The following is a 19,154-nucleotide window of genomic DNA, read 5'->3' as shown; positions in this document are numbered from 1 at the left end:
TTCCGATCAACTGATCAGGCTGATCAAGCTTCTGAATTCCAGCTCTTCGAACTTCTTCTCCACGAGAGCGCGATTGACGGACCAGCAGCAATCGTCCATCGCCAGGGCGACGGGCGCCTCGCAGTGGATCGTCGCGAGCCTCCGGGATAGATGGAGCATGTCCAGGTCGGCCTCGATCTTGGCCCGCACCGTCTTGGACAGCAGCTCGAGGCTGGCGAGGATGCCGTCTACCGAACCGTGCTCCTGAACGAGCTTGTGGGCGGTCTTCTCGCCGATGCCCTTCACACCGGGATAGTTGTCGCTTGCATCGCCCATGAGCCCCTTCACATCGATGATCTGCGCAGGCGTCAGCCCGCGCTCCTCCAGCAGCGTCTGAGGCGTATAAACCATATAATTGCCGTGGCCCTTCTTCATGATGACGACCGACACCTTCTCGTCCACCAGCTGCAGCATGTCGTGGTCCCCGGTCAGCACGAACACCTCGTGCTCCCGGCCGTGCAGCTTGGCCAGCGTCCCGATGCAATCATCCGCCTCGAAGCCGGGCGCGCCGATGTTCGGCACGCCGAAGCTCGCCACGACCTCCTTGACGAGATCGAACTGGGGAATCAGGTCATCCGGCGCATCCGGCCGGTTGGCCTTGTACAGCGCGAACTCTCCCGTGCGGAACGTCGTGCTCCCCAGATCCCAGCAGCAAGCGACATGGGTAGGCTGGAACTTGCGCACGGCATCCATGAAGTAACGCACGAAGCCATGCACCGCGTTGACCGGCAGGCCGGAACTCGTGCGCCGGACGCTGCCGCCGTATGCGGTGGCAAAATAAGCCCGGAATAAAATGGCCATGCCGTCGACGAGCAGCAGCCGCGAACCCGCCTCCTCCTGCAGAACGGGCGGTTCCTCATTCCATGTGAATAAATCCATTTCCCTATCTCCCCTCTCCCAACCCCTGCTTCTTCAGCCAGACTCCGATTCTCTCCGCCGCCTCTGCCAGACGGTCCGCGCTCTCGACAAGCGCGATCCGAACATAACCCTCTCCCTCGCTGCCGAACGCATCGCCGGGCACGACGGCTACGCCCGCATCCTGCAGCAGCTGCCGGGCAAACCGGCGGCTGCTCCAAGCCGCAGCGCCTGCCGGCGGCCGAGGCACAGCCGCCCACAGAAACATCGTCGCATCCGGCTTCGGCACGCTCCAGCCCGCCCTTGACAGCGCCTCGGCGAACCGGTCGCGGCGCTCTTCGTAGACGCCGCGGAATCCGGCATAACCGGGAGCGTCCATCGCTTCGCGCAGAGCTGCCGCAGCCGCCTCCTGCACGGCGGGAAAAACGCCGTAGTCGATGTTCGCCTTGAGCTCCTTGAGAGCTCCCACGGCAGCGGCGTTGCCCGCCATGAAGCCGATGCGGCAGCCGGCCATATGGAAGCTCTTGGACATCGAATGGAACTCGACGGCGATGTCCTTCGCGCCCGGAATCGTCAGGACGCTGAAGGGGCGGTAACCGCCGTAACCCATTTCCGAATAGGCCAGATCGAGGACGAGCAGCGTCCGATGCCTGCGCGCCTTGTCCACGAGCCGCTCCAGCACGTCCAGCCCTGCCGCGGTCCCGATCGGGTTGCCCGGCAGGCCGACAAGCACGAAGCGCGCCTTGTCCCAGATGCTGTCCGGAAGGGAATCGGGATCAGGGAGGAATCCTCCCTCCGCCCGCAGCGGCAGGAAGGCGGCCTCCACTCCCGCCACCGCAAGCGAAGCGGCGTAGATAGGATAGCCGGGATCCGGGACGATCGCCGTGTCGCCGGGATTGCAGATCGCCGTCGCCAGATGCGCCAGTCCGTCCTGGGACCCCATCAGCGTCACGACCTCCGTCTCCGGATCCACCTCCGTCCCGAACCGATGGCGCAGCCACTCCGCCGCCGTCCGGCGGAATTCGATGCTCCCCTCGGACGACGGATACCGGTACGCCTCCGGCCGCAGCGCCGCCTCGCTGAGAGCTTGGCGCACCGCAGCGCTCGGAGGCAGATCCGGGCTGCCGATGCTGAGGTCGATCACGTCGAGCCCGGCTTCGGAGGCTTCCTGCCTCCACCGGGCCACTTCGCTGAAGATCGACGAGCCGAGCCGGTCCAGCTTGTCCGAGCGCCAGGAGCTAGCCATGCCAGGCAGCCTTGTACGACTCCGGCTTGAAGCCTACGGTGACCCTCACCCCATCCGTGGCGATCGGCCGCTTGATGAGCCTGCCGTTCGAGGACAGCAGCTCCAGCTGCTCCTCCTCGCTCATCGTCCCGAGCTTGTCCTTGAGCCCAAGCTCCTTGTAGACTTCGCCGGAGGTGTTGAAGAACTTTTTCAGCTCGAGCCCGCTCTTCTTGACGAGGGAGCGGAGCTCCTCCTTCGAGGGCGGCGTCTCGAAGAGGGGAATCCGCCTCACGCTGCGGCCGGCGGCCTCCAGGTCCTTGAAGGCCGAGCGGCAGGTGCCGCATTTGCTGTATTCATACAGGATCATTTCCTTTTTGTCGCTCATCTTGTCCGCCCTTCTCCTTCATCGTGTCTTTGCCCGCTGTCCTGCCGCAGCAGCAGCTCCAGCCGCTTCAGATCCGGCGGCAGCGGCGCCGTGAATGTCATCTCTTCCCTTGTCATGGGATGCTCGAAGGAGAGCATCTCCGCATGCAGCGCCTGCCGTCCGGCGGCTTCCTCCCAGCTGCCGATGCCCCCTCCAGCCGCGGCCGGGCCGTACATGAGGTCTCCGATCAGCGGACAGCCGATCCAGTCCATATGGACCCGGATCTGATGCGTCCTTCCGGTCTCGAGCCGGAGCCGGACTTTGGAGGCTCGGCCGCCGTAGACGGCCAGCGTTTCGTAACGGGTAGCGGAAGCGTACCCGGACGGGGTCACGATCCGGTGATGGGGCGAGTCCGGATTCCGGTCGATCGGCGCGTCGATGCGTGCGGCCGGAATCTCCGGCGCTCCGTACGTATAGGCCGCATACTGCTTGCGGATGCGCCCGTCCCCGTGCTGCTCGGACAGCTGCTGATGCACATATGGGTTTTTGGCGAGCAGCACGAGCCCCGACGTATCCTCGTCGAGACGGTGCACCGGCCTGAACCTTACGTTCTCGCCGGCCTGCTGCCAGTGGTGAACGGCCGCATTGGCCAGCGTATTCGTATAATGTCCGTGGGTAGGATGCACGACCATGCCGGCCGGCTTGCTTGCGAGCAGCACCCATTTGTCCTCGAACACGATCTCCAGGGGAAGATCCTGCGGGAGGATATCCTCGGAACGCTCCTGCTCCATCCGGATTTCCGCGATATCCCCGGATCGGACCGGGTCGCCGGAGTAGGCGCGGACGCCGTTGATCATAAGTCCCTGCTCGGTCAGCTTGAGCCGGGAGAGAAGCTTGCGGGAGACGCCGAGCCGCCGCTCAAGCAGCTTGCTCAGCCTCCAGCCGTCCTCCCGCTCTCCGGCCTCGATCCGGATCGGCTCGTAATAACCGAACGGCGGGGCGATTCCTTGCGCATACCGTTCCGAAGTTCTAGCGGTCACCACGAAATACATCCGCCCCCCGCACATATTCGGTGTCGGCCGTTCCCGTCCGGAAGTTCGACGCCCGCGAAGCCGCGAAGAAATAATCCGAAAGCCTGTTCAAGTATTGCAGGACGCCCGGATTGATTTCCTTTGCCGCAGCCAGCGCCGCTGTCCGTCTCTCCGCCCTGCGGCATACGGTCCGGCATACATGCAGCGCCGATGCCGCCGCCGTCCCGCCCGGCAGGATGAACCTTCTCAGCGGAGGCGTCTCGGCGCTCAGCGCGTCGATCCAGCCTTCCAGCTTCAGCGCCATCGTCTCGGACACCTTGAGCTGCTCCGGCTTGGGATCGGCATAACTCAGATCGGAGCCGCAGTCGAACAGCTCATGCTGGATCTCCTCGAGCTGCCCCGTCAGATCGTCCAGCCTCGGATCGCGAGCCGTCTCCGCCCGGGCCGCCCCCGTGAAGGCATTGAGCTCGTCGATCGTTCCGTACGCCTCCACGCGGGCGTCATGCTTGTCGGCTCTGCCTCCGATCAGCGAGGTCTGACCGGAATCGCCGGTTCTTGTATAGAGCTTCATCGCCAGCCTCCTGCACTTATTGGGATAGGTTCCATTATACCATATCGAACGGCTTCCTCTCATTCTGCAGCTGCTTCCAGCTTCAGGACGGGAGGCGGCCTCGAAGCTTCTTTTGGAGGCCCGGCTTCTACTGTCCGCACAGGGAAGAAGAGACGGATGCATGCAAAAAACCCGCTCCGGCAGCGCCGGGGCGGGTGGGTCGGTGGGATCAGCTCAGCTGGAAATGGAGAAACTCGTTGATCTTCAAGTCCAGCCTTTGGCTCGCGGCCAACAGCTCCTCGGACTGAAAGCCTGAAATATCCTCATAGATGGTCTCCATCTCTTTGCGAAGCGCATCGATTTCTTCGGAGAGACTTCTCAAAAGCGGGGACCAGTCGGGAACATTCCGTACTCTTGGCTTCGCTTCTGCCGCTGATAGACAATCCATGCCTGCCGCCATGCTGACATCCCTCCCCGCTTGCAATTGCAATCTTTTTCAATCCGAAATGCCCTTCATTCGACAGGATGTAAAAAAATTGAATTTTGATTAGTCCTGATTATAGCAAATCATCTTCCCGATGCCTACCTGATTTTGTGGACGAACGCTCCCATTCGATCCAACGCTTCATTGAGCTGCGTTACGGAAGTCGCGTAGGAGCATCTCAGATGCCCCTCTCCTCCCAGTCCGAACACGCTTCCCGGAACAGCCGCTACGCCATGCTCCTGAACGAGCCGTTCCGCGAATTCCTCCGAGCTCAGCCCAGTCGAGGCGATCGACGGGAAGGCATAGAAGGCTCCCTGCGGCTCGTGGCACTGCAGGCCGATGTCGCGCAGCCCTTTGACGACGAGGCGGCGGCGCTGGTTGTACGACTCCATCATGCGGTACATCTCTTCCATGCCGTTCGTCAGCGCCTCCAGCGCGGCGACCTGCGCCATATTGGAGGCGCACATGACCGTGTACTGGTGGATCTTGAGCATCGTGCCGATCAGCTCGGGATGGCCGCATGCGTAGCCGATCCTCCAGCCCGTCATGGCGAACGCCTTGGAGAAGCCGCTGACCAGAATCGTGCGGTCCTTCATTCCCGGCATGGAGGCGAAGCTGACATGCTTGCTCCCATAGGTCAGCTCGGCATAGATCTCATCGGATATGACGACCAGATCATGCTCCTCCACGACCTTGGCGATGGGCAGCCAGTCCTCGTAGGTCATGATGCCGCCGGTCGGATTGCTCGGATAGCTGAGGATCAGAATCTTGGAGCGGGGCGTGATGGCCGCCCGCAGCGTGTCGGCCTGCAGCTTGAAGGCATGCTCCGCGAATGTCTCCACCCCGACGGCAACCCCGCCGGAGAGCGTCGTGATCGGCGAATACGAAATGTAGCTCGGCTCCGGCACGAGAATCTCGTCGCCGGGACTGATCAGAGCCCGCAGAGCGAGGTCGATCGCTTCGCTGCCTCCGACCGTCACGAGAATTTCCTTGGCCGGGTCGTACGCGACGCCGAACGAGTCGCTCAGGTATTGGCCGATCGCTCCTCTGAGCTCCGGCGTGCCGGCATTGGACGTATATTGCGTCTTGCCCGCTTCCAGCGAGGCCACGCAGGCGTCGCGGACATGCCACGGAGTGACGAAGTCCGGTTCGCCTACGCCGAGCGTGATCACATCCTTGCGGCTGTTCGCCAGATCGAAGAACCGGCGGATTCCGGATGGCTTGATCGCCCTGGCGCCCGGGGACAGGTAGTCGGACATGGAACGGCGGACAGAAGGTTCGGAGGGACTAGGCGTCTTGCTGGAGATGGTCATGGTCTCTCAGCCTCACGGAGTGACCAGCAGCCGCTGATCGCCTTCTTTTTCTTCGAAAATGATGCCGTCCTGCTTGTATTTCTTCAAGATGAAGAATGTCTTGGTCGAAAGCACCGAATCGATCGTCGACAGCTTGCTGGAGACGAACGAGGCCACTTCGTTCAGCGTGCGGCCCTCCACCTCGACGAGCAGATCGTACGCTCCGGACATCAGGTAGACCGTCTTCACTTCCGGATACAGGTAGATCCGCTCCGCGATGCCTTCGAAGCCGCGGCCGCGCTCGGGCGTAATCTGAACCTCGATCAGAGCCGTCACTTTCTGGTCGTCCACCTTGCTCCAGTTGATTACGGGCGCATATTTGACGATGACGTGATCCTGCTCCATTTCCGCGATCGCCTGCTCCACCTCTTCCTGTGGCTTATCAAGCATCGTGGCGATCAGTTCGGGGCTCCTGCGAGCGTCTTCCTTGAGCAGCTCGAGCACCTTGAATTTCATTTCGTTCATCGTCTTTGACTCCCTTCCTGAAGCGTTATAAAGAACATTTTACACCGTTAACAAGCTATTTGGAAAGTGAAATCGCAAGCTTGGCCGCCAGATGTAAATCATTCCCCCGCCGCTCGTCCGGCTCTCCAGCTCCGTCCCCGCTTCCAATTCCAAACGGACTCCGCCTTCGCGGCAGACTTCCCGGCCGATGACAGAGCCGTACGCCGGGGTCGGATCCCGAAGCAGGCTCCGGCACAAAAAAAAGACAGGCGGGGAACCTGTCCCCGCCCGCCTTCTTCCGGCTGTTCAACTATAGAAATGCTGGCGCTGATGGTCCTGCACGGGCTGCGGAATCTGAGGCTGCACGTACTGCTGCGGAGAGTGCAGCTGCGGCTGCATATAAGGCTGCTGCGATTGCGTCTGAGGCTGCACAGGCGGCTGCGCCGCCTGGCCGCTCATCCGCTGATGGAGAAATTGCTGGGTCTGCTGCTGCTTCTGCTGGAACGAGGCAATATTCTTCTGGATGTCCTGGCGCAGCGCAGGCGAAGGCGCCGTGTACATATTCGCCTGCTGCATGGCGTTGAACAGCTCTCCCTGCAGCTGCAGGGTGCTGTTCGTCAGAGACGTGAACATCTTGCGCACTTCGGGACAGGAGCTCTCCGTCGCGGCCGTCGCATATTCGCGCACGACCCGCTTCAGGTCGCACAGGACCGTATTGGCCCAAGCGTCTTCCGGGAACGGAGTCTGCATGGCGTTCTGATTTTGCTGCTGATACATGTATTGGCCTCCTTGTTGGAATGGTTGTCAGCTTTGCGGCGAGGACGGAGCCATCGTCTGGTGCTGGTACAGGCTGTTCAAGAGCGTTGCGTAATTTTGCTGGTGGGTCATGACCATTCTCGAGGCGAGCTGGCTGACGCCGGGATTGCTCACGCTGGTCGCCATGCAGGCGCATTGCTTCATCAGCAGGTCCTCATTGGTCATGGAATCCGAGATGTACTGAATTTCCTTGCCGGTCAACGGTTGCAGCATGGTGCCCACTCCCTTGGTTTTGAATTGCTTCCAAGCTGTAGGATGCCCCGACGGACTGTCAATATGTACCCTCGGCGCCGGCTGCGGCATGAGTGCGGATGGCGGTATTCCGAGGTTAGAGATGCAGCGCTTCGATAGCGGAGAAATGCAGGCAGACGCTGCTGCCGGACGCGTCCGTCAGCGTGACGAGCTGACCGTCGATCGAGGCTAGAACGCCGGACAGATCCGGCAATTCGCCTCTTCCCGCAACGATGAACTCCCCCTGCAGCTTGGCCAGCTGCTGGGAGAAGCTCCGCGCCAGGCCCAGCGACAGCGGGCGCAGCGGGAACTGTTCCGGCGTGAGATGGTACGGCGCCAGCCCGGAAGGATAGGGCGATAGGCAGCGCAGGCTGCCGAGCGGGACAAGCACAGCCCCGTTCATCGGCGCGCAGAAGATCAGGAAATCGTTCATGACTCCGGCCAGATAGCCGTGAAGCTGCCGGTTGGAGGAAAGCTTGATTTCGGAGAACGAGCCTTTGGAGGCCAGCAGGATCTTGCGGTAGGTCATGCGCTCGGACGGGGTGCGGTAAGGATGGTCTTCGGCGATCGGGGAGCCTTCGGGGGCGGGCACGGGGGAGAGGGACAGCTCCTTGACTTGCACCAGCGGGATATAGCCGTAGCGCCGGGATGGGAGGATGAACATGGAGAGCATGTCTTCGCCCATCTCGCATAAAAGTCCCTCCAGCCTGCCGCCTCCTTCCAGAATGACGGTTACGAAGCGGTTCTGCCAGGGATGTTCGGATTTCATGGATGCTGTTGGATCGCCTCCTGCTTGAAGGAAGGAGCTCTCGTGGGATAGCCGCTCTTCCTGTCCCCAGTATATGCGGCCTGTCTTCCCGGCGACAGGGAGGTTGGCGGAGCGGGAGAGCCGCCGCCGGCCGAACCATCCTGCCGTATTCCGAATAGGGTAACGCATGGGCGGATACGCCTCAGGCCGAAGGCGGCAAGAGGAGGATGGGCATATGCGGACAGGAATTCCGGAGCGGTCGGTGTGGATGGGACCGGATCAGAGGTCGGAGCTTGACCGGGATATATGGAGCCGCAGATATGTGCCTGCGAAGCTCGGCATCGGCGGACGGATATCAGGCGCGAGAATCCGCTACAGAGGCGGACATACGCGGGAATACGCGAAGAAATCCTACGAGATCCAATTGGACAGCGGGCTGGTCCTTCATTGGAATGCGGAATCGGATGACCCTTCCATGATCCGCAACGCGCTCAGCTTTCATTTCATGGAGCAGATCGGGGTCCCGTCCCCGCGCACGCGTCCGGTATGGCTGTCGGTCAGCGGCAGGCCGGACGGCGTTTATCTGGAGATCGAAGCCGTCAATTCCCGCTTTTTTTCCATGCGCGGAATCCGCTACCGGTCGCTTCTGTATGCGGCCAACGACAGCGCCAACTTCGAGCTCAAGGATCCCGAGTCCCGGCGCCGCAAGCGGTCTCTTGCCGACGGGTATGAGTTCGTCGAAGGAGACGGAGGCACGCTTGTCCGCTTATCCGACTTCATCGGCGGCCTCCACCGGCTCAAAGACTCCCGCCTGCAGGAGGCCATCGAGGAGCGGCTCGATCTGGACCTGTATTTCAAATGGCTGGCCGGCGCCGTGCTCACCGGCAACTACGATGGCTTCGAGCAGAACTACGCCTTGTACGAGGATGAAGCTTCCGGCCGCTACGGCATCCTTCCCTGGGATTACGAAGGCTCATGGGGCCGCAATTGCTTCGGCAAGCCCTGCTCGGCCGATCTCGTGCGGATCCAGGGCTACAACGGCTTGACGCGCCGCGTCTTCCAGTTCCCGGAATGGAGAAGGCGATATGCCGAAGAGCTGGAGCGCATCATGGAGACGGAGTTCACGGAAGAGCGGATCGGTCCCGTCGCGGGCGGCATGCTGGAGAGGATCGCTGCTGCCGTCAAGCTCGATCCTGCGCGCGCTGCGACGCTGAAGGCGTTCGGCGGAGAAAAGGCCTTCATCCTCGCCTACATCGGCAAGCGCCGCCGGTTCGTCAAGGCGGAGCTGAGACGCTGGCTGGGGAGTGGCGCAAGCTTGCCTCGCCGGCAGTTGGCGGGCGGGTCCTCAGACTGAGCTTCGCGGGCGGGTCCCAGAACCGGGCCGGCAGTCGGCGGCGGGCAGCTGAGCTTGGCGGGCGGAGCCCAGGACCGGGCCGGCACCTTCATGGCTGGCTCCCCGGCGCGGCCGACGCCGGCTGCTCCCGCGGCTTCAGGGAACGCCTGATGAACCACCAGCCGGCAATCGGAGCGGAGCCCAGAACAAGCAGAAGCCAAGCCAGCCGATCCGGACTCGGGTTTCCTCCGGCAGCCACGACGAGGAACGCCGCTACTCCCGCCACGCGCCCGACTGTGAGCGAGGCTTCTCTAAGCACCGTATACTCCACCCTTCTCCGTACCGAATCCTCGCTTCTTCCGATCAGATCGAACACGGCGGAGGTCATGGGAATCATATACAACGGAGCGAACAAAGACGTTCCGATCCCAAGCAGCAGCAGCGTGGAATATTTCACCCCGGCCAGCAGCGGAACGACGACCGCCGTCATGGCCAGCGTGCCCGCCAGCATAGCCGCGCTCCGTCTGGACGGCCGCAGCAGCTTGCCGCAGATCCAGAAGCTTACGAGGGCGACAAGCGAGGTGACGAGATAAAAGGTGCCGAGCTGCTTTTCCTGCTGTGTCGCCGCATATACGGTCAAGCCGATCAGGAACATGAAGACCCCGTCCCGGAGCCCCTGGAACAGAATGGCCGGCACGAAGCGGCGCCATGGGCTTGACGGATCCTTCAGCTCGCGGATGGCCATGAGCCATTCGTACCGTCCTTGCGGAGGTCTTTTTTTCAGCTTGGCGCTGATGACTGCGGCTAATACGAACAGCACAAGCGACAAGCCGAAAATGACCGCGTATCCGGCATCGCCTCCACGGGCGGCGATGATGATTCCGGACAGCCATGGCGCGAACATGCCGACCCCCGAAGCAAGCAAGCCGGCCCATCCGTTGAACCGGTCCCGGTTGTCCCTTTCGGTGATTTCAAAATAGAGGACATTGTAGGCGAGCCAAAAAAATCCGCCTGCGATGCCGTTCAGCATGCCGAGCGGCGCGGCATAGCTCCGGGCGGCTCCCCCCAGCAGCAGCACGCTCAAATAAAAGATGCCGGATAAAGCGACGCCTGTTCTCAGCGACAGCACCAGCCCCCTCTGCTTCACCCAAGCCCCGGCGAGCCATACGATTATTCCTCCGCATAAGTATTGAAGCAGGGAATACATGCCGACCAGGCTGTAGTTGTGGCCTGCCTTGAACAGGTAGACCGGTACGAACGTCCCTGAAAAGGCATTCGCCGCATTGAACAAGGTCAGCACGGCGAGCAGCATGGCGGCTTGGCCGTCGATGGCAGCCGCGCCCCGGCTTGCGGCCTTCTGCCCGTGCGGCGCCGAAGAGCCGGCGTCCCCTCCGATCGGCATTTCTCCCGCCATTGCAGCCGCTTCGACATCCCCTCTGTCCGGTATCGCTCCTTGTCCGGAAACAGGCCGGTCTGCCGGAGCGGACTGCCGCCGCCTGCGATGTTTGCGTGTGCCCATATCAGCAACCACCTCCATCGTGACAGCATTCCCCGGCTGCCGAGTTCATCTGCATGCCTTTATTTGGTTCAGCGGGCAGGCATTGGTCTTGCGTCTTTCATGCTGGGGCATGACAGCTGAAAAAACGAAAAGGGCCGCCCCCAGTCATGTTCATGACTTGAAGGACAGCCCCGGCTTTTTGTTCAGCCGCTGGTTGCCAAAAACAGATGATCAGCTTTCCGCGCCGAGCGCGGAAGTCAGGAAGCCCCTGGCATCGCGGTCAAGCTTGAGCGACACCTCATGGCAAGCCGGGCAGACGTAGACCTGCAGGCCCGGCGATGGCGGGAGGAGCGGCTTCTTCAGCGCCGGTGGCGCGGCCGGCTCGAATGGAGCCAGCTGCTGGGTGCCGCCGAACAGCATGTACTCCCTGCAGGACGGACATTCCGGCATTTCCTCCTGATCGTCCATGATCCGCTGGATCTTCTCGTCGGCGAGCAGCCAGGAACGAGGCCTGCCTCCTCCGGCCCAGCCCGTGTCGTCGCCGGCCTGCTCGTCGGCATCCCAGTCCGCAGCCTCGCCGTCCTCGGCCTCTGCCGCTTCCGGGGCGTCCGCATCGTTCTCGCCCAGCTTCAACGTCCGGTATCCGGTCAGCTCGTTCTCGCAATGAGGGCAGTACTCTTCCGGACCGATCTCCTCATCCCATACGATTTCAGTCGAGCACCAAGGGCAGATCAAGCCTGTTTCCTGCATTTCTTTGCTCATCGGCTCCGTCTCCTTCCGTCAGTTCAAATAGATGATTCCCAAAACAAAAAACAATACCGCAAGCACGGCAAGCGTGCCCCATAAGTATTTCATCCCAAGCCCTCCGCTGCTTATGCCTCGCAAGTCGGCTTCTATATCGTTCCTCCGATCACGAAGGAAATGGAGACGGATATGACCATCGCGATGAATCCGACCGCACGGTTATCCTTCCTGATTTCCTCGTCGATCCGGAATACCGGAGTCAGAAACTCGAACAGAAAGTAGGCGAGAAGCAATATGATAAACCCGTATGCGCCCCAAAGCAAGCCCGCATAGATGGAATCCCCGGCATTGGCGGAAAAACGGAAAATGTTGCAGATGCCGAATATTTTGCCGCCGGTCGCGAACGCAACCGCCATATTGCCTTTGCGGATTTCATCCCAGCATTTGTACTTCGCGACCCATTCGAACAAGGATAAGAACAGGATCAAAGCCATGATGGCAATGGATACATAAATCAGGGAGGAAAAGTACTCGTTGCGCAGCAGACCATCGACAATCCTGTCCATTCCCGCACCTCCTGCCTGCTTGCCTTGGTTTCATTCAGCCTCCGGTCCTCGGCTCGCCGTAGCCGCGGCGGCTACTTCAGCTCCGCCACGGTCACTCCCGATCCGCCTTCGCCATAGTTGCCCAGCCGATAGCTCTTCACAAGCTTATGGCGGCGCAGGAAATCCTGAATTCCCGTCCGCAGCACTCCTGTTCCCTTGCCATGGATGATGTACACCTGTCCCATTCCCGACAAGAACGACTCGTCCAGGAACCGGTCCACCTCGATGATGGATTCATCCAGATTGCTGCCCCTGAGGTCGAGCTCCATCTTCACGCTGTCGTCACGGGTGCGCTTGAGCGTCGCCGAAGCTTTGGGCGGCTGCGTCTTCGGAGCCGGAGCCTGCTTCACGAGCTCCAGATCGTCTTCCTTGACCTTCATCTTGAGAATGCCCAGCTGCACGGTGGCTTCGCCCCCGGACATGTCGACGACATAGCCCTTCTGATTCAGGCTGTGCACGATAACCTCGTCTCCGGGGCCGATGCTGCGGCCGGCTTCCGCCTTCTTGCGGGCGGCCTGCTTCCGGACAAGCTCCGGAGAAGCCTCTTCCAGCCGCTTGCGGGCCTCGGTGAGCTTATGGTCCTTGACCGCCGCTCCTTCCTCCTTGGCGAGCTGGCGCAGCTCCGAGATGATCTCTTCCGCCTCGCGCCTCGCCTTGGCCACGGCGAGCCGGGCTTCCTCCTGGGCTTTGGCCAGCATCCGGTCCCGCTGCTCCTCGAAGCGCCTGAGCTCCTGGGCGTACAGGCTGCGCTCCTCTTCCAGCTCCTTGCGGAGCGCTTCGGCCTGTCCGCGCTCCGCTTCGGCGCTTTGGCGGTCACGCTCCAGCGAAGCGATCATGCTTTCCACGCGGAGATCGTCCTCGCTGACCTCGCCCCGGGCCTGCTGGATAATGCCTTTGTCGAGACCGAGCCTCTCGGCAATGGCGAAGGCGTTGCTTCGGCCCGGCACCCCGACCAGAAGGCGATAGGTCGGACTCAAGGTCGCGATGTCGAATTCCATGCTCGCGTTGATGAGACCTTCCCGGTTGTAGGCATAGGCCTTCAGCTCGCTGTAATGGGTCGTGGCCAGCATCCGTGCGCCGGACCGGTGGATATGGTCGAGAATGGCGATGGCGAGCGCGGAGCCTTCCGCAGGATCCGTGCCGGCGCCAAGCTCGTCGAGCAGCACCAGGCTGTCCGCTGTCATGCGCCCGAGAATGCGGATGATGTTGGTCATGTGGCTGGAGAACGTGCTGAGGCTTTGCTCGATGCTCTGCTCGTCGCCGATATCGGCATAGATGGCGTCGAAGACGCAGAGCTCCGTACTGTCGTCGGCCGGCACGAACAAGCCGGACATCGCCATCAGGCTGAGCAGGCCGACCGTCTTGAGCGCCACCGTCTTGCCCCCGGTATTGGGGCCCGTTACGATGATGCCGGTATGGCTTCCTCCCATCTCCAGATCGAGAGGCACAGCCTTGTCCCGCTCGATCAGCGGATGGCGTCCTCGCCGGATGCGCAGATACCCGTTGCCGTTCATCGCCGGGCGCTCGGCACGCATGCCATGCGCAAGCACGGCTTTGGCGAAGGCGAAATCCAGCTGCGCAAGCAGATCGTGGTTGATGGCCAGATCCTCGGCCGCTTCGGCCGCCTCGGCGGTCAGCTTCTGAAGGATGCGCTCGATCTCGCGCGCTTCCGCAGCCTTGACTTCCCGCAGCTTGTTGTTCATCGCGACGACTGCCTCCGGCTCGATGAACAGCGTCGCGCCGGAATTGGACTGGTCATGGACGATGCCGCCGAAGTGAGAGCGGTATTCCTGCTTCACCGGGATGACATAGCGGTCTCCCCGCAGCGTGATCAGGCTGTCCTGGAGCATCTTCTGAACGGAGGCGGAGCGCAGCATCGATTCCAGCTTCTCCCTTACCTTGCCCTCGCCCTGGCGCAGCTCCCGCCTGATCTGGGCCAGCTCGCTGCTGGCGCTGTCGAGGACATGGCCGTCCTCGTCGATGCAGGCGAAGATCGCGTCCTCGAGCTCCTTGCGCGGATAGATGCCTTCGGCCACATGCTCCAGCAGAGGAATCGGATGATCTTCATGCAGATGCTGGATATGGCTTCGGACTCTGCGGGCTCCTCTGGCGGTCAGCGCCGTTTCCAGCAGCTCCGCCGAGCTCAGCGTTCCTCCGATGACCGCCCGCTTGAGATGGGCGCGGATGTCGGCAATGCCGCGGAACGGGCCGATTCCCTTCAGGCGGTATGCCGCCGCCGCTTCCTCGGTAGCTTGAAGCGAGCGCTCGACATCGGGAAGATCCGAAGAGGGAGCGAGCTCTTCGGCCAGGCGGCGACCCATCGGGGTCGATGTATGTTGTAGTAGTTGGTCGATGATTTTGGCATATTCGAGTGTATGCAGGATTTTGCTGTCCACGAGCGTCATGCAGCTCCTTTCAACGTCATTATACCGGAAGCGGCGGATCCGCGCACGCAGGTCAAATCGGCTATACATGAAATAGCCCGAAAACATCCACACTAGGAGCGAAGGCTGAGTTCAAACTTCAATTCACTAAGGAGGTACCCGCATGAGCTTTTTAGGACATGTCGTTCGTTTCATCGTCGCGGCCATCGTTCTGATGCTGGTGGGTTACATCGTTCCCCAGTTTGCCGTAGGTGGATTCTGGAGCGCGTTGATGCTGGCTCTGGTCATCGCTCTGCTTGGATGGGTCGTCGAAGGCATCTTCGGCAAAAGAGTGACCCCTTTCGGACGCGGCATCGTCGGCTTCATCGCGAGCGTCGTCGTCATCTGGCTGGCCCAATTCATCGTCGGAGGAGTAACCGTGACCTGGCTCGGCGCCATTCTGGCCGCGCTCGTCATCGGGATCATCGATCTCTTCATTCCGACGCCTTTCGATGCCGGCCGCAGCAAGAAAGAGCATCATTGACCGCAGGCACGGAACGGAGCCGGCAACCGCTCCTTTCGTGCCTCTACATATGTCATTTTTTGTTCAAACCCTGTCCGGCATACTCGTTTCATCCCATATCCAAATTCGTTATGATAGATAGAAGACAATCCGAAAGGGGACAAACACAGTCATGTTGCATAAATGGGGAAGAAAGCTGCCGCTCGCGGCCGCCATGGCCGTACTTCTCGTTGCGCTCACCGCATGCGGCTCCGGCGCCAGCAATTCCGCCTCCACGACGGAGGATTCGGCTCCGGCCTCCCAGGAGGTCGTCGTCAAAGCCACCAATTACAAGTTCGACCAGCAGACATACGAAGTGAAAAAAGGCGAGCCGGTACGGATCAAGGTCGAAACCGACGGCATCCACGGCATCAAGGTCGCCAACACGGATATTGCCTTGAAAGCAGGACAATCGAAGGTTTACACCATCAACGATGCCGGCGAATATGAAATTGTCTGCAGCATCCCATGCGGACCCGGCCATGAAAAAATGCGCGCGGTTCTCAAGGTCCAGTAGGATTCCGCTCATCAAGGGGGCATCGTTCCCTGTTTACGCAGCCGGCTTGAATTGTGCCGGCATGCAAAAAAAACCGTCTCGGCTGCCGCAAGCGGCAAGGAGACGGTTTTTTTGAGCTGCGGTGACGAGCTCGGACGCCGCAGAGCCTGTCAGCTCTGTTCGATCAGCTCGATCCATTCGTTGTACTCTGTCTGCAGCTTGGAATATTCGCTGCGGAGCTTTTCATGCTCGATCTTAAGCCGTTCATGGGATTCGGCCAGCCGCTCGTTCTCCGTATGGAGATGGCTGATGCCGTCGCGATTGTCCGAACGCTCCGCTTCCAGCTCCTGCAGGACGCTCTCCAGCCGCTCAAGGGCCGATCCCGATGCCGCAGCCTCCTGGCGGGCACGCTCCATCTCCCGCCGCAGCTCGGCTTCCGTGCCGGATTGCTCCTCCTGCTCCTCCGCCAGCTGTCTAAGCTGATCTTCGCGCTGAGCCGCAAGCTGCTTCAGCTCCCGCAGCTTCTCCTCCAGCTGGAGCATACGCTCCCCGGCTGCCCGCTCGGAAGCCTCCCGCTCCGCTTCCGCCTGGGCCGACCGTTCCGCGGCCTGCCGCTCCAGGGATTCGGCGCGCGCTTGGGCGCTCCGGAGCTCCTCCAGCAATCCGCTTACGCGGCCCTGATGGCCTTGCTCGACTTGCGCAAGGCGATCTTCGGCAGCGGCCAGCTTGGCTTGCAGCTCCTCCAGCCGACCGCGGGCGAGATCCAGATCCTGCTGGGTGCCGCGAAGCTGCGCTTGCGACGCCTCGAGCAGACGGCCGCGCGCCTCCTCCTGCTCCAGCACGGAGTAGAGATGCTCCTCGGCGTCGCTTATCCGCTTGCTCCACTCCTCCTGCAGCGCGGCATTGGAGGCCGCCGCCTCGCCAAGCCGCTTTTCCAGCTCGCTCCGCTCCTCCGCCCAGCCGTCTGCGCTGCGAAGAAGCTCCCCTTGATGGGCATCCTCCAGCTTCTTGAGCTCAGACTGCCATTGGTCGCGGTTTCGGGAATTGCTCTCCTCCAGCTTCGCGGCCTTGGCTTCCGCCTTGACGGCCTCTTCTCCCGCACGCGCGGCTGCCGCTTCCGCCGCGGCAAGCTTCGCTTCCGCAGCAGCGGCCGACAGCCTCAGCTCCTCGCGGATCCGCTCCGTCTCGGCTGCCGCTTCTGCTCTCGCACGCTCCAGCTCCGCCTCGGCGTCCTTCGAGCGCTCCAGCTCCCTGCGCTCTGCGGCTTCCTTCACATGCTCGATTTCCCGCGCCGCACGCTCCAGCGACTCCCTGAGCTCGCTTGCCGCAGCTTCCCGCTCGGCCGAAGACGCCAGACGCAGACGTTCCAGCTCGGCCTCGAGAGAGGCCGTCCGCTCGCGCAGACGCGCTTCAGCGTCGATCCGGGACTGCTCCGCCTCCTGCAGCAAAGCCTCGGCAGCGGCCAGCGCCTCGGAAAGCTCGCTCTCCTGCTGCTTGCGCAGCTCTGCCTCGCGCTCCTGCAACGCCGCTTGCGCCGCAGCCGCAGCCTCGCCAAGCTCGCTCTCATGCCGCTTGCGCAGCTCCGCCTCGCGCGCCAGCAAGGCCGCTTGCGCCGCAGCCGCCGCCTCGCCAAGCTCGCTCTCCTGCTGCTTGCGCAGCTCCGCCTCGCGCGCCAGCAAGGCCGCTTGCGCCGCAGCCGCCGCCTCGCCAAGCTCGCTCTCCTGCTGCTTGCGCAGCTCCGCCTCGCGCGCCAGCAAGGCCGCTTGCGCCGCAGCCGCCGCCTCGCCAAGCTCGCTATCATGCCGCTTGCGCAATTGCTCCTCGCGCTCGCGATGCGCCGCCTCGGCAGCGGCTGCCGCCTCGCTTTGCCGGCTCTCAAGCTCCAGCCGCAGCTTCGCCTCGCGTTCCTCCATAGCCGCTTCCGCTGCGGCCGCCGCTTCTGCGAGAAGCGCCTCATGGCGCTCCTCCAGCTTCGCAGCCTCGCTGCGCCAATCGGCCTCCCGGCCGGCAAGCGCGCCTTCCATCTCCGCTCTCAGACGAGCGCGCAGCTGCTCCAGCTCGCTTTCCTTGCCCTTGCGCTCGGCGAGCAGCTTCTCCTCCAGAGCGCTCACCTGCTCGCGATACAGCTTCTCGCGGGCAGCAAGCTCCTCCTGATGCTGCTGCAGCAAAGCTTCCCTCTCCTGCTCGCGCTCGCGGCACTCCGCTTCATAGAGCTGTTCAAGCTCGGCGCGCTCCACGGCGCGGGCATCCGCCTCGCGGTCGTACAGCTCCTGCAGCTCCGCGACTTTCTGCTGCAAGGAGCTTTCGAGGTTCTTCATCTCGGAGGCGAACCTGGCCTCCCGCTCCTCGATCTGTGCCGCGTGAGCCTCGTCGAGCTCGCAGCGCTGCTCCTCGAAGCGTGCCGCAGCCGCTGCCCGCTCGCCCTCCAGCAGCTCCTCAAGCTCTCGCCTGGACTCCTCAAGCTGCGTCTGAAGAAGCTTGCGCTCGCGCTCCAAGGCATCCTTCAGCGCCGAGCTTTCCGCCGCATACCGGCTCGCCGACTGCTCCAGCGCCGCAGCGTGAGCTTCCTCGCGCTCCTGGGACTCCTCGTACATCCGCTCCCATTCCTTGCGCTCCGACTCCAGCAAGCGGGCCGATGCGCCGCGCTCGCTCTCATGCTGCCGCTCGCGCTCCTCGATCTCGCCGCGATGCGCCCTTACGAGCTCCTCGCGCTCAGCCAGCCAACGCTCCTCTAGCCGAGCGGCGGCTTCGGAGCCTTCGCGTTCCAGGCGCAGCGTCTCTTCCTTTACGGCGGCCTGTACCGCTCCAAGCCTTTCCTCCGCTTCGCTGCGCATGGCCCGCTCGGCTTGTTCCCGTTCGCTCAGCAGCTGATCGAGGCGTGCCCTGGACTCCTCCTCGCGCCGCTTCATCTCCTCCTGCATGCCCTCGACCGAAGCCTGGGCTTTCTCGAGCTCTCCGACAAGCGTCTTGCGCAGGCTCTGCTCTTCCTTCAGCAGGTCGCTGTCGCTGCGCAGCCGGAACACGTCCTCCGCCATATGCACCGCCGCCAGCACAGCCAGCCTCGGCATGTCGAGTCTCGGATAGCCTTTCGCCAGCTTATGCATGTTCTCGTCGACGAGAGCCGCCACCCGGCGGATATAGTCGATGCTGGAGTGGCCTGTGAGTTTGTATTGATGTCCGTATATATCCACCGTTACTTTCAAGCGATCGGCTTCCTTCAAGGCGGTATCCTCCCGTTGTTGTACGGCTGTGCTCCCGATGTCTGCCAGCGGCGGCGAAAGCGCTCCCGAGGAACAGGCGATTCCTGTCTTCGGCGGTGCCGGGCATCGGTGCAAGCCTCTATATTAAGGCCCGGTGACGGGCGATGGTTCGCATGTTGATGTGTTCATGTGGTTCCTGTCATTCAGGTGGCGA

19 protein-coding genes are annotated in these 19,154 nt (G+C 62.2%); 3 read left to right on the top strand and 16 right to left on the bottom strand.

Going from position 1 to position 19,154, the window contains the following annotated elements; genetic code table 11:
* Window positions 1-6: 6 nt before the first annotated feature.
* The 11 genes from CIC07_RS07645 to CIC07_RS07595 all read right to left on the bottom strand — a co-directional run bounded on the left by CIC07_RS07645 (window position 7) and on the right by CIC07_RS07595 (window position 8,160).
* Complete coding sequence (locus CIC07_RS07645; protein ID WP_076358387.1) at window positions 7-918, bottom strand: 5'-3' exonuclease; 912 nt, start codon at window positions 916-918, stop codon at window positions 7-9.
* 4 nt (window positions 919-922) lie between these two features.
* A complete protein-coding gene (locus CIC07_RS07640; RefSeq protein ID WP_076358388.1) occupies window positions 923-2,140 on the bottom strand; it encodes an aminotransferase class I/II-fold pyridoxal phosphate-dependent enzyme in 1,218 nt (405 codons plus the stop codon).
* Window positions 2,133-2,504, bottom strand: a complete 372-nt coding sequence (locus CIC07_RS07635) for an arsenate reductase family protein (protein ID WP_076358389.1) — start codon at window positions 2,502-2,504, stop codon at window positions 2,133-2,135. The genes CIC07_RS07640 and CIC07_RS07635 overlap by 8 nt, the downstream gene beginning before the upstream one ends.
* Complete coding sequence (locus CIC07_RS07630; protein WP_442953351.1) at window positions 2,501-3,523, bottom strand: RluA family pseudouridine synthase; 1,023 nt, start codon at window positions 3,521-3,523, stop codon at window positions 2,501-2,503. The genes CIC07_RS07635 and CIC07_RS07630 overlap by 4 nt, the downstream gene beginning before the upstream one ends.
* Window positions 3,513-4,085, bottom strand: a complete 573-nt coding sequence (locus tag CIC07_RS07625) for a cob(I)yrinic acid a,c-diamide adenosyltransferase (protein ID WP_076358390.1) — start codon at window positions 4,083-4,085, stop codon at window positions 3,513-3,515. The genes CIC07_RS07630 and CIC07_RS07625 overlap by 11 nt, the downstream gene beginning before the upstream one ends.
* Before the next feature lie 208 nt (window positions 4,086-4,293).
* Entirely contained in the window at window positions 4,294-4,524 is a 231-nt protein-coding gene (locus tag CIC07_RS07620) for an aspartyl-phosphate phosphatase Spo0E family protein (protein WP_076358391.1), read from the bottom strand.
* Between the two features lie 122 nt (window positions 4,525-4,646).
* A complete protein-coding gene (locus tag CIC07_RS07615; protein WP_076358392.1) occupies window positions 4,647-5,861 on the bottom strand; it encodes an aminotransferase class I/II-fold pyridoxal phosphate-dependent enzyme in 1,215 nt (404 codons plus the stop codon).
* A 12-nt stretch (window positions 5,862-5,873) separates the two neighbouring features.
* Window positions 5,874-6,365 carry an Lrp/AsnC family transcriptional regulator gene (locus tag CIC07_RS07610; protein ID WP_048747415.1) on the bottom strand — a complete coding sequence of 164 codons (492 nt, stop codon included), beginning with the start codon at window positions 6,363-6,365 and terminating at the stop codon, window positions 5,874-5,876.
* Between the two features lie 285 nt (window positions 6,366-6,650).
* Window positions 6,651-7,121: a spore coat protein gene (locus CIC07_RS07605; protein ID WP_083688426.1), complete on the bottom strand. Its 471-nt coding sequence runs from the start codon at window positions 7,119-7,121 to the stop codon at window positions 6,651-6,653.
* 27 nt (window positions 7,122-7,148) lie between these two features.
* A complete protein-coding gene (locus tag CIC07_RS07600; protein WP_083688428.1) occupies window positions 7,149-7,373 on the bottom strand; it encodes a hypothetical protein in 225 nt (74 codons plus the stop codon).
* A 115-nt stretch (window positions 7,374-7,488) separates the two neighbouring features.
* A complete protein-coding gene (locus CIC07_RS07595; RefSeq protein WP_076358393.1) occupies window positions 7,489-8,160 on the bottom strand; it encodes a hypothetical protein in 672 nt (223 codons plus the stop codon).
* A gap of 214 nt (window positions 8,161-8,374) precedes the next feature.
* Between CIC07_RS07595 and CIC07_RS07590 the strand changes: the two genes are divergently transcribed.
* Window positions 8,375-9,493 carry a CotH kinase family protein gene (locus CIC07_RS07590; protein ID WP_083688430.1) on the top strand — a complete coding sequence of 373 codons (1,119 nt, stop codon included), beginning with the start codon at window positions 8,375-8,377 and terminating at the stop codon, window positions 9,491-9,493.
* 88 nt (window positions 9,494-9,581) lie between these two features.
* On the opposite strand, the gene CIC07_RS07585 is transcribed toward CIC07_RS07590, so the two are convergent.
* From CIC07_RS07585 to CIC07_RS07570, 4 genes are all read right to left on the bottom strand, one after another.
* A complete protein-coding gene (locus CIC07_RS07585; RefSeq protein ID WP_083688432.1) occupies window positions 9,582-10,991 on the bottom strand; it encodes an MFS transporter in 1,410 nt (469 codons plus the stop codon).
* A 210-nt stretch (window positions 10,992-11,201) separates the two neighbouring features.
* Window positions 11,202-11,732 (bottom strand): hypothetical protein, encoded by a 531-nt coding sequence (locus tag CIC07_RS07580; RefSeq protein ID WP_234993005.1) that lies wholly within the window; start codon window positions 11,730-11,732, stop codon window positions 11,202-11,204.
* A gap of 131 nt (window positions 11,733-11,863) precedes the next feature.
* Window positions 11,864-12,280, bottom strand: a complete 417-nt coding sequence (locus tag CIC07_RS07575; protein ID WP_076358394.1) for a DUF350 domain-containing protein — start codon at window positions 12,278-12,280, stop codon at window positions 11,864-11,866.
* A 71-nt stretch (window positions 12,281-12,351) separates the two neighbouring features.
* Window positions 12,352-14,715 carry an endonuclease MutS2 gene (locus tag CIC07_RS07570; protein WP_076358550.1) on the bottom strand — a complete coding sequence of 788 codons (2,364 nt, stop codon included), beginning with the start codon at window positions 14,713-14,715 and terminating at the stop codon, window positions 12,352-12,354.
* Between the two features lie 151 nt (window positions 14,716-14,866).
* Here CIC07_RS07570 and CIC07_RS07565 point away from each other — a divergent pair, with 151 nt between their 5' ends.
* Together CIC07_RS07565 and CIC07_RS07560 are read left to right on the top strand one after the other, a co-directional pair.
* On the top strand, window positions 14,867-15,226 hold the full coding sequence (locus CIC07_RS07565) for a phage holin family protein (protein WP_076358395.1): 360 nt from the start codon (window positions 14,867-14,869) through the stop codon (window positions 15,224-15,226).
* Window positions 15,227-15,377: 151 nt separating this feature from the next.
* Window positions 15,378-15,761, top strand: coding sequence for a cupredoxin domain-containing protein (locus CIC07_RS07560; protein WP_076358396.1), 384 nt, complete (start codon window positions 15,378-15,380; stop codon window positions 15,759-15,761).
* A gap of 149 nt (window positions 15,762-15,910) precedes the next feature.
* Here the strand turns inward: CIC07_RS07560 and zapA are convergent, their stop codons facing one another.
* The gene (zapA, locus tag CIC07_RS07555; protein WP_076358397.1) at window positions 15,911-18,961 is read right to left on the bottom strand and encodes a cell division protein ZapA; all 3,051 of its coding nucleotides are present in this window, start codon (window positions 18,959-18,961) and stop codon (window positions 15,911-15,913) included.
* Window positions 18,962-19,154: the final 193 nt, after the last annotated feature.

The organism is Paenibacillus sp. RUD330, assembly GCF_002243345.2.
Classification (GTDB): domain Bacteria; phylum Bacillota; class Bacilli; order Paenibacillales; family Paenibacillaceae; genus Paenibacillus_O.
This window is presented reverse-complemented; position numbering and strand designations above follow the sequence as displayed.